The 13,599-nt window shown below is 47.5% G+C and carries 19 protein-coding genes and 1 pseudogene; 7 read left to right on the forward strand and 13 right to left on the reverse strand.

The annotated features are described in order from the left end of the window. Nucleotides 1-10 precede the first annotated feature (10 nt). Both ACMWKA_RS21960 and ACMWKA_RS21965 read left to right on the forward strand, forming a co-directional pair. Entirely contained in the window at nt 11-1,192 is a 1,182-nt protein-coding gene (locus ACMWKA_RS21960; protein ID WP_094166803.1) for a S49 family peptidase, read from the forward strand. A 1-nt stretch (nt 1,193) separates the two neighbouring features. After that, the gene (locus ACMWKA_RS21965; protein ID WP_000338612.1) at nt 1,194-1,925 is read left to right on the forward strand and encodes a nuclease-related domain-containing protein; all 732 of its coding nucleotides are present in this window, start codon (nt 1,194-1,196) and stop codon (nt 1,923-1,925) included. A 286-nt stretch (nt 1,926-2,211) separates the two neighbouring features. Here the strand turns inward: ACMWKA_RS21965 and ACMWKA_RS21970 are convergent, their stop codons facing one another. The 11 genes from ACMWKA_RS21970 to ACMWKA_RS22020 all read right to left on the reverse strand — a co-directional run bounded on the left by ACMWKA_RS21970 (nt 2,212) and on the right by ACMWKA_RS22020 (nt 9,255). Further along, complete coding sequence (locus ACMWKA_RS21970) at nt 2,212-2,565, reverse strand: hypothetical protein (protein ID WP_000210769.1); 354 nt, start codon at nt 2,563-2,565, stop codon at nt 2,212-2,214. 65 nt (nt 2,566-2,630) lie between these two features. After that, nucleotides 2,631-2,915: a hypothetical protein gene (locus tag ACMWKA_RS21975; RefSeq protein WP_001091367.1), complete on the reverse strand. Its 285-nt coding sequence runs from the start codon at nt 2,913-2,915 to the stop codon at nt 2,631-2,633. 356 nt (nt 2,916-3,271) lie between these two features. Further along, a complete protein-coding gene (locus tag ACMWKA_RS21980; protein WP_000442693.1) occupies nt 3,272-3,571 on the reverse strand; it encodes a hypothetical protein in 300 nt (99 codons plus the stop codon). Nucleotides 3,572-4,003: 432 nt separating this feature from the next. Continuing rightward, the gene (locus tag ACMWKA_RS21985; protein WP_000537761.1) at nt 4,004-4,372 is read right to left on the reverse strand and encodes a hypothetical protein; all 369 of its coding nucleotides are present in this window, start codon (nt 4,370-4,372) and stop codon (nt 4,004-4,006) included. A 225-nt stretch (nt 4,373-4,597) separates the two neighbouring features. After that, a complete protein-coding gene (locus tag ACMWKA_RS21990) occupies nt 4,598-5,134 on the reverse strand; it encodes a hypothetical protein (RefSeq protein WP_000800251.1) in 537 nt (178 codons plus the stop codon). Between the two features lie 67 nt (nt 5,135-5,201). After that, a complete protein-coding gene (locus ACMWKA_RS21995) occupies nt 5,202-5,639 on the reverse strand; it encodes a hypothetical protein (protein ID WP_000286108.1) in 438 nt (145 codons plus the stop codon). A 44-nt stretch (nt 5,640-5,683) separates the two neighbouring features. Further along, complete coding sequence (locus ACMWKA_RS22000; RefSeq protein WP_000856246.1) at nt 5,684-5,980, reverse strand: hypothetical protein; 297 nt, start codon at nt 5,978-5,980, stop codon at nt 5,684-5,686. A gap of 134 nt (nt 5,981-6,114) precedes the next feature. Beyond that, entirely contained in the window at nt 6,115-6,816 is a 702-nt protein-coding gene (locus ACMWKA_RS22005) for a hypothetical protein (RefSeq protein ID WP_000237191.1), read from the reverse strand. A gap of 314 nt (nt 6,817-7,130) precedes the next feature. Continuing rightward, nucleotides 7,131-7,412, reverse strand: a complete 282-nt coding sequence (locus ACMWKA_RS22010) for a hypothetical protein (protein ID WP_000708863.1) — start codon at nt 7,410-7,412, stop codon at nt 7,131-7,133. A gap of 65 nt (nt 7,413-7,477) precedes the next feature. Further along, on the reverse strand, nt 7,478-8,662 hold the full coding sequence (locus ACMWKA_RS22015; RefSeq protein WP_001272971.1) for a hypothetical protein: 1,185 nt from the start codon (nt 8,660-8,662) through the stop codon (nt 7,478-7,480). A gap of 416 nt (nt 8,663-9,078) precedes the next feature. Beyond that, nucleotides 9,079-9,255 carry a hypothetical protein gene (locus ACMWKA_RS22020; protein WP_001371930.1) on the reverse strand — a complete coding sequence of 59 codons (177 nt, stop codon included), beginning with the start codon at nt 9,253-9,255 and terminating at the stop codon, nt 9,079-9,081. Between the two features lie 510 nt (nt 9,256-9,765). Between ACMWKA_RS22020 and ACMWKA_RS22025 the strand changes: the two genes are divergently transcribed. The 5 genes from ACMWKA_RS22025 to ACMWKA_RS22045 all read left to right on the forward strand — a co-directional run bounded on the left by ACMWKA_RS22025 (nt 9,766) and on the right by ACMWKA_RS22045 (nt 12,670). Next, nucleotides 9,766-10,710 (forward strand): DUF5417 domain-containing protein, encoded by a 945-nt coding sequence (locus ACMWKA_RS22025; RefSeq protein WP_000778029.1) that lies wholly within the window; start codon nt 9,766-9,768, stop codon nt 10,708-10,710. A 95-nt stretch (nt 10,711-10,805) separates the two neighbouring features. Next, entirely contained in the window at nt 10,806-11,408 is a 603-nt protein-coding gene (locus tag ACMWKA_RS22030; RefSeq protein ID WP_224222681.1) for a hypothetical protein, read from the forward strand. Between the two features lie 59 nt (nt 11,409-11,467). Beyond that, a complete protein-coding gene (locus ACMWKA_RS22035; protein WP_000743059.1) occupies nt 11,468-11,818 on the forward strand; it encodes a hypothetical protein in 351 nt (116 codons plus the stop codon). A gap of 46 nt (nt 11,819-11,864) precedes the next feature. Continuing rightward, nucleotides 11,865-12,068, forward strand: coding sequence for a hypothetical protein (locus ACMWKA_RS22040; protein ID WP_001015183.1), 204 nt, complete (start codon nt 11,865-11,867; stop codon nt 12,066-12,068). Between the two features lie 281 nt (nt 12,069-12,349). After that, entirely contained in the window at nt 12,350-12,670 is a 321-nt protein-coding gene (locus ACMWKA_RS22045) for a hypothetical protein (protein ID WP_000332796.1), read from the forward strand. Between the two features lie 608 nt (nt 12,671-13,278). On the opposite strand, the gene ACMWKA_RS22050 is transcribed toward ACMWKA_RS22045, so the two are convergent. Together ACMWKA_RS22050 and ACMWKA_RS22055 are read right to left on the reverse strand one after the other, a co-directional pair. Then, nucleotides 13,279-13,398: a type I toxin-antitoxin system Hok family toxin gene (locus tag ACMWKA_RS22050; protein ID WP_223152483.1), complete on the reverse strand. Its 120-nt coding sequence runs from the start codon at nt 13,396-13,398 to the stop codon at nt 13,279-13,281. Continuing rightward, nucleotides 13,346-13,456, reverse strand: a pseudogene (locus ACMWKA_RS22055) (DUF5431 family protein); the annotation flags it as partial. The pseudogene ACMWKA_RS22055 and the gene ACMWKA_RS22050, both read right to left, overlap by 53 nt. Between the last annotated feature and the right edge of the window lie 143 nt (nt 13,457-13,599).

A 13,599-nucleotide genomic window follows, 5' to 3' on the forward strand; every position in this document is an offset into this window, starting at 1 on the left:
AGGTGGTCAGATGTTAAGCAGTAAAAAAAGGAAGTCCCCTACAAATATCAAAGAATCGCTCAATGATAACGCTGACCGTTTTTATAAGATGTTTCGCATTCATACCACGGCAAAAGTTGCTATGTCGCTAATTGCCATGACCGCTGTAGGGTTTTCTTTCTACAATCTTTACGAACAATGGCAGGACGCTGAAGGGAAGAAAGACCATATAGCTGTAATACGGATTTCTGGCGAGATGGGTACCGGCTCGGAAACGGGCGATGGAACAGTGATCGCAACAGCTCTTGCCAAAGCTTACAATAATCCCCATGCCAAAGCAGTTATTATCGAGGCAGAGTCAGGTGGTGGTGGTCCCTCTGACGCCATCATTATTTACCGCCAGATAAACGCGCTTGAAAACCACCAGCCACAGATTGAACGCGTATCAGATGCCGGTGGCTCTCTTTCATCTGTAGCCGCTGACAAGAGTAACAAAACCGGGAGCACAGAACGTGGCGATGAAGCACGGTCGAAGCAAAACTCCCTCGAAGTACTCTCCAGCGGTACCGGTCGTTTTTTCTCTGATATCGCAGACTCATATAAACCAATCATCGTTAGTGTGAAAGGCATATGCGCATCCGCATGCTATTACGCGGTATCGCCCGCTGATGCAATTTATGCCGACAGTAATGCCCTGATCGGTTCTATCGGTGTGCGTATGGACCACTGGAATCTGTCAGAGATCATGAGCACAGTAGGCGTCAAGAATGAGCCCCTTACGGCCGGTGAGTTCAAAGATGCTCTTGACCCCTTCCACCCATTGTCCGATTCAACGAGGGAGTTCATGCAGAAGGAGATCCTGAACACGATGCATGAAAAATTTATAACTGATGTTGAACTTGGACGGGGTAAAAAGCTTCTCTCGCGTCATGATGCCGATGCTGTTTCTCTCTATTCAGGCCGTGTATGGCCAACACCTCAGGCAGTTAAGTACGGCCTGGTGGATGGAGATCTTACGTCAGTAGAGATCCGTACACGTCTTTCAAAAATGTACTCCACTGACACGTTCAAAAACTACAATGAGCCTCATCGTAATCTCCGTTCTGCACTCGGCATGCTGATGAGCCTGTCTTCAAATATTGAGAGCCTTACCGGTACCACTACCCGCTTAGTAGAATCTGTTAATGCCACCAGCTACCCCTCTGTGAGGTAACATGGATGCTTTCAATCTGCTGTGGAGCATTACGGGGGTAGCTTTCATTATCCTTATTTTCGTCGTGTTGCTGTGTCTGTTGGGATTTATGACCTCTGCCATAGCGGAACGGCGGACTGCAAAGGCAATTGAATCTGGGCTTCCTGAAGAAGCTCAGGGGCTACTTAGTGATCTCACCTTTCAGTTGTCGGCTCATAGCACTACGCAGGTTGATCACATTCTCGTAGCCCCACATGGTATATACGTCATAGAGCAGAAAAACTACGTAGGCAAGCTCTACGGTACTCTGGAGGAAAGCCACTGGCGGAAATGGACTCAGTCCCGAACCCTCAAGTTGCAGAACCCGTTTAAGCAAAACCAGGGGCACATCAGGGCTATTCAGTCTGCTCTTAAGGCTAGAGAACTGGAATGTATCAATGTCGTCATCATAAACGGACGTTGTAAGTTTGATGGCATCAAGCCGGAATGGTTATGTATGGGGATGGACGATTTTATCCATAAAGTCAAACAACGACGAGGGCTACGGTTGTTCACACCGGAGTCTGTTCAGCACATCTGTTCGGTGTTGAAGTCAACAAGGAAGTCGCCAGGGCTCTATACGGACCTTACTCATATTCATAACATAACGACAAAGTACAAAGCCCCGATGAAATTCGAGCAACGAGTAACATACATTCTGCTCAACTTTATCCATTATCTGTGGGCAAGTCTGTTCACTAAGCAGAAGCCTTAGCGCTCTATCATTGGTAAGGCTGTAAAATGTCTGCAAAAGGCCCCATCGGTAAATTGTTGGGGCTTTTTCTTTGCGTAGTTCTGATACGGTTTATCCTGTGGAGCATTATGGCCACCAGCCAGCTGGTGACTGGCCAACGCTTTGTATGACGTAGCCTACTCAGGGCAGGCTATTTTAGAGGGACCGATTTTTATCCGGGCTAATTTAGAAAGAGATAATTTGAACTTAGGCGGGCTGACCACCAGCAGAGAGGTAAATCACTAGCCGGTGATATTGACAGAAGTCGTCAGGGGTTTAACGCCGGAATATTTTGCCAGGCCTCCTGCAAGGTCTGCAAGACTTCTACAAGTGATAGTGACGGCCACAGGACTGTTTCCGTCATTATCACTCCAGGTGGCTCGCACTCTACTGGTACCAGAATTAAAACAACACGAGTTCCTTTTACCTGGTAGGCAAGGTTTACTGCCGGTTGGCGGTAGGAGGCCAGTACACCCTCACCATATTGAGCAGGGTTACTTGCCCAGTTCCGCACCATTGCATACACCTGAGGCATATACCGACTATCCAGATCCCCTTTGGGCCGTCTGAACGGCACGATTTCTTCTGAGCGGTAGGTGGTCGTTGTTGTATTGGTTGTCATCTTTGTCACCTCCCCTGTTCGTCCATTTAGAGTTTTAAGCTGCTTTACACATCACACTCAACTGATTATTTAAGCTGGTCATCGTCTCTGGCCAGCATAGCCCAACCATTCGCCTGGTTTTCGCGGGAGTAAGGATTCATTTCAAAATAACTATCTACCGCGTCGCTGTCCGCAACAGAACTGTTGTTAGCTCTCTTTGAACCCTGAACCACTACAGCATCAACCTCTGCGGCTTTCCCGTTGCGCTGTACCAGGATTTTAACCGTATTGGGCTTACGTCTTGCGAGCAGTTTGTTGGCGATAAAAAGCACAACAATCCAGGCCAAAAGCACGTATAAAAATGTATTCATAATGCCCTCCTTTGTATGTGATTATTATACCTGCTTCCATTGCAGGCCAAACAGGTTCGGTGCATGAAAAATAGACTTCTCTCCGGCGTATAGCAATCTACTTACTGATCTGTTTTCGTATCAAACTGTATGGCATAACCGAGGGGCGTACGTGGTGAGTCAGAAAGTTACTTTTCCGTAATAGTTAATTTCAGATCCTTCTTCCAGTTACGCTTCAGTATAAAACCGATACCCTCTAATTCAGCATCCTTCACGTTTAATACGCTTCACTTTAAGGCAGGGCTTTTCGGTTGAAATGAATTCTTTTTCCGGTTGCTGGACATGGGTTTCATCCTGATAGTTAAAGTTGCAGGCTATCAGTCACCACCACCACCTCCGTCACCTCCTCCACCGCCACCATCACAACCACCAGCTATGCTATTTTCACCATTACAATCACCTCCGAGGGGGTTCAAATGGCTGCTCCCCTGTAGATGGTGTCCTTGCCAGATCGAACCCGAACCAGCGCCTCCTGAGCGTCTTTGCTTGCCCTGAGGCAATTGTGCAGGCTCACCAGCACCGGCGGTACCAAAAATGTCCCGGGCAATTTTATAAAGAAGGTAAAAAGGTACGCCCAGCATCATAAAAAAGATTACTGAAAATATTACACGTTCCATTGATGATCTCCTGTCTTGTGAGAGACCAGTTATATCAGGGTGATTCAGTATTTCCGTTTAGAAAAGAGTACTAATTTGGCCCTGTTCGCTCTTAATTTGCCATCCGGGAAAAAGTCATAGGGATAGGCCTGCCAGAGTCAATAACTTCCAGTGATCTGGAGGAGACCCCGGCTCTCTGAGCCCTCATGGATGGTACGGCTTTACCCCTTGTAAACAGATTCACGTTCCGCAGGACAAACATCGACTACTGACGTCTCATATTTGCTGACGCTAATCCGACGTCTCATTGCCGTCTGCTTGTTTTCTTTAAAGGGTGTATTAGACGAATATCAAATCGGAATGGTAGGGGATGTGTGGGCACCATGCCCGGCCCTCTTTGAGCATCTGAGAGATTGGAGACCTAGCCGGGTAAGATAGCTACTTTCTTACGGGTTACCCTTCAAATCCAAAGACGAAACGGACGCTGCCGTTCTCCACGTGGAGACGCTTTACTTCTTCGACAAATTCCTGGATCACCTCTCCGGCGTTATCGGGTGGTATGGCTGACAAAATTTCTTCCGAAGTCAGCCATGAGTATGAATGTTCACCGAATAAATCATCATCTTCGGACGGTATATCATCAGGTAATCCGCGTAATGCGTGGATAAAAACTGCTGATGTGCTCGCCCTTTCACGATCTACATCAAATCCGAGCCAGGCAAAGTGGAGATATGATCGGTCCCCTTTATAATTGCTTGATAAATTAATCCATTTACCAGGCTTTTCTTCCCTTTGAAATCGCCAGCAGATATCAACGCCCATTAAGAAACTCCATTACTATCGTTCGTATGAGATAACTATCATTTCAGAATACTATGACTTCTTCCCGTATAGAACTAATCGCTCACGCCATTTAGCTACTTACTTTTTTTACGTACGCTTGCAGCGCAGTACCTTGAGAGAAGTAAGTAAGACTGGGCGAAGCCAACCGGTTCCGCCACCTCGCTCACCGGCTTTTAGGCGTAAGCACTGAAGTCAGCCTCCATGCTAACTGGCGAGCCTGCGAAAGTCAGACTCGTTGTTATAAAGCGGCATATCGTAAGCAGTGTCTGAAATGAACATTCGGATCTGCTCAAGCGTCATGCCACAATGAAAACGGGTTACGCTCACATTGGCCCGGGGGAAGTCAGCACAAAATGCATTCAAAACATTCTCATGGACAATACCAATGTTGATTAACGCAGCTGGCCCGTTGTCACGGAAAGATACGACACGGAATCCCCCATACCAGCCTGACTGGGAGAAAAATGAAAATGCACTCGTTGCCAGACCATTAGACAGGTCATAGCGCAATTTCCCGCTCAGAGACTGGCTGTCTCTGCTGTACACGCGATTAATGAAAATGCCGGGACCAACTTCTACCGGCTGCTTGTTGCTTGCTAAACACGGAAAGCCCACCAGCGAAACCTCCCTTTCTCCTAACCAGTTTACCTGATACCCGGCAGTGAGAAAGTCAGTCAGTTCTACGCCAGAAAGAGCATTAATGGCCGCAATATCGGTATCCAAAATATTTACGTTTTTCATATTCATCTCATCTATATTCTAAAGTGCGTTTTTTGTCTATCAGCCCGAGGATTGAAAATTTGAATATTTAATGTGACAGAAAAATACCTGTCACCTTTTCAAAAACTGCCTGCAATTGAATATCGAGAGAGTCCATTTTAAAATCCACCAGCTCAGCTTTATTATCGCAAACCGAATAAAAATAGGAGTCAAATGCGTCTGTATCTTCATCTTTAAAAATACGGAAGGAATTAATTTTATTATGCCCTTCAAATTCGGCATGAATACCATAGCGAACCGAGCCGTCATCGAACTGAACAACCCGTCGTACAGAATTAATCCGGACGTACTGTTTTAAGGCCCTCGCGAAATCGGCATTTAACGCCAACGCTCGTAAGATTGAATCAGCGGTTTCATTCTGCTTTTTACGATCATATTCAAACATCCCACAGCCGGTGTTACGAAAGACCGGCTGAAGAGCATTAACCAGGTTGAAGGAATCCACGTTTCTGTCGTTTCTGTACATGAGATATCTCCTGCCCCTCCGCTATACGAAGGGGCTTGATAGGGTTACTGCCAGGCTGCGATCACTTCTTCGCACTGGAAATGAGATAAGCACTGCTGGAGTAAAAGGGCCAGCACCGCTGTGTTAGGGACGCGATTGTTACACCACGCGTTGAATAGCAGCTGCCATGGACCGGCATAATACCCGGCCAGTTTCTTTTTTTGTTTATCTGTGCAGCAGCTGGAAATGGCCTGCTGATAAAGGCTTTCATTCTCGGCACCAGAGCGTTGTTGCAGTGCCTGATAAATATAGGAGTAGACAGAATCGGAGCAATTAGATGCATAGGCCAGATTGGTTTTCATAATACCTCCTGTGTTTTTGGGTATTATATAAAACTCCGACCTACTGGCTAATAACCCACACTGTAATTTCTTTTAAAAACACAATAAATTTTCAAAATTGGACCAGTGTGGATTTAAGCGAGCAGTTTAAATCTTTATGAACTAGCTTTCAAAGAGGTTGGTTTTTCGGGAAGTTTTTTGCCAGACCAGCATGTTGGTTTTTTTTCTGTAGTGCAGATTAGCTGGTACCTGCCCCTTCTTACCTCTTTGAGCAATGACTGTTTGAAATATGGTAAGCCCAGTTCAAAAACCCAGTAACGACCGTCTGCAAAAACGACTGAATTTTCAACGCCATCCGAAGCCACCAAGGATGCATCATTAAGTAGACGTTCTTCATAATGAAATGGTAATGAAAATGTCAGATATAACGCACAAAGTACAAAGATTCCTGTGAGACTAACTGCCAGTGAACCACAATAACCAGAATAAACATTTAAATTTCTTTTGATAAATTTCTCATGCAAGATTACAAGCAGACAGAATACACAAGCTACCAGCCCAAATCCTACATGCAGATAAAACTGTCTTATTTCATCATTCCAGACGATGTTGTCCCATTTCGTGCTTAAGATTGAACCCAACAAGGAGATAATAAAAGCGGCAATTTGAGAACTGATAAAGTAGGAGAAAGCTGACTTTGAAGTTATTTTTTTCATAGAAACAGGAACCTCTTTACCTCGTTCCTGATCAGAGAAAAGACACAAAACGCACCATGCGCAAAAAACTGCAAGTCCAGATGCAATAATCTCGCGTAAAAACATATTAAACGTTTCCGATAATGAATAAGTAATTACCATATCCTCTCCGTAAGTCTACATATAATTCAGACGTGACAAATAATTAAAGGCATTGCTATTCTATCATTATGCATTGCGTTTAAAATCATTTCTAATTCAGCAGAGTAGCGATACAGGCATTTCGCTATCCTAAAATCTGGTAGCTTTCCATTTCCTTGCTGAGATAAATCAAAATAATTCTATTTATTGCCTATTCGGATGCTGCAAAACCTTATAAATCCGGATGTATATCACTTAACAGTGAACCATTCGGTGACTTGCTCTCCGTGAGGTCCACCGGGTTTATCCAGTAGGGAACATTCTGCTTTTACCGTTTACTGCATACGCGAGCAGGAATTCTGTTGCAGTTCTGCATTTGCCTGCTTTTCCAGTGCTGTCATAACCCGGCGGAGCATCGCCAGAGCCTGAACAGGCGAGCTCCCAAACTGCACTTTCACTTCATCCGTATCATGATCCTGAATCAGGTCGAGGATGTTCACTTCGATCCCTGCCCCGTTTTCATCTTTTGCCGTGCACTGAATACTTACCCGGGTCACCGAATCCGTCAGGACTGGCAGTGGGTTAGTCTTGTCTACGTTGATAAAAGCCTTCTTCATTGCCCTGTTTCCCCTTGTCCTGAAAAAGTTACCGACCCGTCCGGATGGAGGGGTCGGTCAGAAAATCATGCCTGTCCCTTATTCATCTTCTCAGCATGCTTACGCAGGTACTCTTTCAGGTCAGCATGAGCATTGATGATATCGTTCATTTCATCATTGGTCAGAACAAGCGTGTAAGTATCAGTGCTGACAGATTCACCTTCTTTAAGCTTGGCTTCTTCAGCAATACGTTCAAAAATCGGGATCGCGGTGTCGGCAATGACGGTCACGGTCTTTTTGTTCAGAACGCTGGACATGGATGGTGCTTTACCTGCCGGGTTCTGTTTAGGAGCGCTGTCCTTTGGAGCCGGAGCTGGTTCCTGTACCGGTGGCGTAACCAGCGTCTCTGTATTGCTTTCATCATTCAGTTGATCCGGTACCGGGGTGTTAACGGTAGCATTACCTGCCGGTTGCTCATCACCGGAGTTTTCCGGAGTCTGCGGATCTGCCATGCGCTCTTCTACCTTGGCAGCTTTGACGAATTTCAGCGTGTTTTTCGTCGCTTTACCATAGATGGAGATCGCCTTGTTGATGTTATCTACCGCATCCTCACCGCTGTACATATACTCGTCCAGCGCAACGTACATGCTCACCTGATCGCTCACAAGCATGGTCTGTAGTTCAGAAGGCAGGTCCAGTACGCGAACCATCTGGCGAAGATGCTGCTCTGATTTACCACGTTTTTTTGCCAGTTCCGCAAAGGTCTTAGGCTCTTCTTTATCTTCAACAAGACGCTTAATTGAAAGCGCTTCAGCTACGACAGACAGCGCCAGGTTGGAGTTGCCGGTCAGGGTGAAGAGTTCTGCTTTTGAAGCGCTACCGCGAAACTCTTCGCAGCGAATACGAGTAATGCGTTCACGCCCTTCTGCTTCCAGCTGGCGGTTTGCAATAGCGATGGAACGGATACGGCAAGCCCCCTGACGCAGTACAGGTACGCCATTAACCATCTGAACAACGATAGGCGTCACGCTGAACGGGTCTTCCATGTAGGCATCGGCCAGGCTGTTCAGGTGTTCCACAACGTGAGGCATTGAATAGTAGAGCTCGCCCATACCGGCCGTGCGGGTGTTAAAGCCTTCCTGCTCTACAACAACCGAAGGGTCAATGATAAGGCCGTTACCTTTACGGGCACCGTTACCAGTGCGTTCCAGGTAACCACGAAGGCTGATTTCGTTGCTGTTGTTTTTTACTTCAGTTTCGATTGCGGACATTTTTGTTCTCTCTTTTGGTTGGTTGTTTAACTGCGCTACAACACAACAATACCAGGTTCGACATTTTTTCTAATAGGTTGCACAGAAGAAAAAGTAACTTTTCTTAAAAAAAATTCCTGAGACAATACTACTCGATCCGTCCGTTTTAAATCTTCACAACAGTGGGCCGTTTTTACGTTTAAGCAAAATAGCTGGTTCAGAAGGTGAGTCGGAGAGAAAAGTTACTTTTCCGGTTGTCTGGGCCAGTGATGAGAGAGTGGCAGGACAGGAATGGCTAAACCGGTGCGGGTCTCTTGTAAGTCGCAGGGGATTGAGGAGATATAGAGGTAAACCGGTACGTTCAGTTTTTGGATTGAGCCGGGCTTTTGGCCCGGGCTTAAGGAAGCGGAAATTTGAACGAACTGGCAGGTAATGATTTATGCCGCCGACAGCTGGCCGTCAGTGCTTTGCTGTTCTGGTTTGACAGTTGGGGGATAACCGGCAGTTAGCCGCTGGCATTCCGCATCACAGAAAGCCCTGAGGTTGCTGAAGACGGACTCCATGAAATCAGCATGAGCATACGAGTCTACAGGACGTGTCTTGTTATCTTTCATCTTGTTCTCCTCAATCATTATTAAAACCAGCGGATTTAGTTCCTGGCGCTCCATCTGCTGACCGGCTTTCCCAGAGAGCAGCGATGTGTCGGGTTCTGTTTCTCATTTTATCGTTTTCATCGGGCCCATCCGGCCGTATAAGAGACCGATTTGGCATGTTTAAGAAACGTACTGGCGACATTAAAAGCTGAGGTTGGCTTTGGAATAAAAGGATACTTTTCCCGTTTGTCAGGTCTTTCGCTACCGCTGCACGATGATTCTGTCAGGCATTCTGCGCCCTCCTTGGCTGTACATCTTGAAACAAGCGGTGGGATGTTCCCTTCCCCCTGCTCACCGCAGAATAATTGGCAAGTCCCGACGGTCGTTCCGTACGAGCCGGGTCCAAATAATGAATAAATACAACGCCACTTCAATTGTATTGACAATAGAAGTTAGGAGGATCATAGTGTCATTCATGGTGCGGCTTTCGCACCACCGCCCCGGCGGTACCGGGCAGAACTGGAGTACCTCATGAAACTTTCCCGTCAGACGACTTCTGATACTTCTGTTGATGGCCGTTCACGCGCATATGCCTGGGGCCGTGTCCATTATTTCATTATCGAACATGCACCAATGGCTGAGCTGGTCGCTATTGACGAGCTGCTGGAAAAAGCTGGCTGGAGCAATGACGGCTGTCCGAACTATGAGAAAGATGACGAGTTTGGTAATGCTGGTTACAGCTGTGGTTACTGGATCGATATTGACAGCGTGGGAAGCTTCAAGGCTGACTACAAACGTCTTAAGGGTGAGATTAGTGCGCATATCGCCTCAAAGGCGGCAGAGGTGGAGATCCGCGTACTGGACTCGATGTCCGACAAAGAATGTAAAGATGTTGCCTCGGTGGCATGTACTGTTCGCCGTGACTTACGTACGCAGTCCGAATCGCTTCATTCACTGCGTACTATCGTAACGGTTGATCATTACAATCCCTATGTGATCACCAGCCGCCCGCTGAGCATTTCCGCCTGGACACTTATCCACGACTGTCTGAAAACCGGCACCATCAATGACGTCTGTTCACGGTTGAGTTCATTAATCCTGCACTCTGAAGCCGCGATTGCCCGTTGTAAGGGAAGCTCCGACTACTCTTCGGAACACGCTCAGCTATCGTTTTTTGCTGGTAACGACTATGTCACCAGACGCACCCTTGTTGATGCAGCTCACGAAGAGGCTCTGCGAATGAACCGCCGCTTTGATGAACGTATTGCAATGAACGCGGATTCTGATGCCAGAAGGCTCCAGTGCGAATTCAACCTGAGCAACCATGTCGTACAGCGTCGGACCGTTGAATCTGCTCATATCCAGGCAATCAACGAAGACGTCACCCGTTCACAGGCGGAACCACGCTGCCCTGGAAAGCTTCTTCTGAAAATGACCAGTCATGAGGAAGTGCGGGACTCACTGAGCACCTGTTAGTCCAGCGACACCCCCTGCGGCTCTACTACCGGGCCGCAGTCTGCTCCGGCCAGATGGTGCCAGTGGCGTAATGAATTTGTTTAATAAGGCTGAGTATGATGAATAAAGAACAACTAATCGACAAACTGGAACGCGTGGTATGTGGTCAGTACTCCTACGAAATGCAGGAGCTTGCGTATTCGGCCCTCTGCTGCATTAAAGGCACCCCGGACGACTGCGCTAAGTTCCCTGTTACGCGTCCGCTGCCTGACACCTTAGTGGACGTATGGGACGAGATCGGGCAATACCTTGGCACAGGCAAAGCCATTGAAACTCGCAGTTGCGGCGTTTCGCTTCTGCTTCATGGACACTGCTACGATTCAAATCATGTGCTGTACTGGCGCAATGCTGGCGCACTTCCAGCAGCTTGCGATACGCCACTGGCTGGTGGGTCTCGCAAACTGTTCACCTGCTCAGCCTGTGGAGTGGACGGTCTGGATGAACCACCTGAAACCAGTTGCCACTGCTGCACAGAGGGGGCCCACTGGATTGAGAGCAGGCTCTTCACCTCCGGGCAGGCAGACCCTGAAGAATTTAGACCCGTGGCGGTCGTGAAAGTGTGTGCAGGCTCAACGCCGGATGATCGGCTCATCTGGAGCGTGATTGAACAGCTCAACGGCGAACTGGCGGAAGGCGATAAACTATTTAAGCGACGCTGACAGATCACGTCAGCATTTATATCAGACGAACTCCAGAATAATTTAAAGCAACCATGAACATGAAAAAGCCCAAAGCTGCATTACAGAATGCCATGAAAGAAGATGTGCCAGCTGTGACACAGATTCAGATGCGATCTACGGTTTCCAGAAAGGTTCGCTATGTAAAACAGGCAAATCGAGAGGGTCTGAAATTATCTGAGTGGATGTCGCGGCATCTCGACGCTGTCTGTGATACCGCAGATGAGATTCATAAAGGCAAACGCTCAACTCCGGTTGCGCCTGGGAAGATTCCCCCTGAGGTATACCAGGTGATATACGATCAGTGCGGCGGGTTCGTGGAGTGTGATGCTAATGCCCAGGTAATCTGGGAAGCCTGCCGTGATGCCATTCTTAACGGAGACAAAGGGTAAACGGCAGGTATCGCCTGTCATTTTTACCCTTGTGAGGAAAATCCTGATGAACCATGAGAGCCGAACTGTATACCTGAACACGGCCATTGAGGCCCTGTTGAAAGCTGAGGCGGCTCTGAACGAGCTGGCATTAGCCTATGTACTCAAACCAGGTGAAAAGGCAAGCGCATGCCATCCCCGAACCGGTACGCTTTCCACAGCTTCCCAGGTAAGAAAACTTCGCCGTGTTCTAGAAAAAAACAAGTTATGACGGCCCTTATACGCTGGCATAATGTACCGTGCTTCGCTCATCCCAGCAGTATGGGTTTTAAACTCTTCCATTTTTAAGAGTACGGGAAGAGCCTTATTATTGTCGCATACCCTACGGATGCATTGCAGTTCAAACCGCTGTTCGGTGCAATTATTGCTGTATCCGGCGGATTTGAAAATGACAGAAATAGTGATGTAAAGCTCCGCCATTAAAGAAATGCCCCGTAGTTTGGCGAATCAACTTTCTGAATTATCTCGATGAACACCATTTAAGGAAATCGAATGTGTGATTTTTGCAGGGCTGACGAAAATTACTTTCATATGGCAGAATGCGTGTATGACCAACTGGTTAAAGAGTATCCCGTAATGTGGCTGCGGGATTCAACCCGGATCGGGGCCTGCTACCTCTGTCGAGAACTGCTGTCGCCGGAGGGGATGGTCCTGGCGATGCAGAGCGCTTTCCCTGCGAAGGGATGGCGGCTGCGTATTTGGTACAATGAAACCATTGACGAAGAGATAGAACCGCAGCGTGGAGACTGTATTGAGCTGTCCTCCAGGGCGGACGCTCTGCTGTCCTTCATGTCGTTCCAGGAAAAGGTTTAGCGCTGCGGCCCCCCTCACAAAAAGGCGCTTTCCGCGACAAATCTGGTACGACCGGACAACGTTGAGTCAATTCTTGCTTCCCCGCAGAAGAATCCCTATGAAGTAAAGTAGAGGTAGGCATTACGCCCACCAGCAAACCTGATAACTGTTCTTTGCGTAACATCCTCAAACTTCTGGTGCCTTCGTAGACTGCGATGCGAATGCCCATGAGCTGAATTCACCGTATCATTTGACCGGATGCAGCGAGAACAGAAATGACAATGTTTGAACGATTTGCCAGACGGCCATAAAACTCTACTGGGTACAGAATAAGGACTGACCGCAATGGCTACGTTCTATGAGCTACCGACCAGTGAGAAGTCCATTGTTTCCGGTACGTGCCCGGACGAGCACCGGTGAAATTTTTCCCGACTGGATTACGCTAAGGCTTTTGAACGGTTTGCGTGAAGTGGGACTCTTTGGGTCTGGTTCTTGATTTATACAAAAGGCTATATGCCACAAGACGGGAGGAAAAAAGGGTTTCCCCGACTGGAGAAACCCTTTCAAAAGGTGCCGATGGCATACTAATCCACACCCCGAAAAGAGGGGGTTGCCCCCCTCTTTGTCAGCTACTTACCGGATTCGTAGGCCAGGATAGCAGATACCTCCCTTGTTCCGTCTTTCATCCGCAACTCGCAAAGCGAGTTTCGTGTGAGCCAGGTGAATATCAACAGCGTTAAACAAACTATTAATATGCACAAAACAATGGGTTGGTTCGGCATTTTCATGGCCTTCTTCTCCTTGCATTTAAGCAGGCAAGAGGCTACTCTGAATGTGACTAGCATACAGGGGCCTCGGGTTGTACTGACCCCAAAAAGTTGGACAGTTAAACACGAGGCACATAGGTCTGGGTTCGATATTCAATTGGACTCAGACCTTTTAATTTCAGG

The sequence above is a fragment of the Enterobacter sp. 03-F-07-AD-ECC genome (assembly GCF_047530935.1).
Taxonomy (GTDB): Bacteria; Pseudomonadota; Gammaproteobacteria; order Enterobacterales; family Enterobacteriaceae; genus Enterobacter; species Enterobacter cloacae.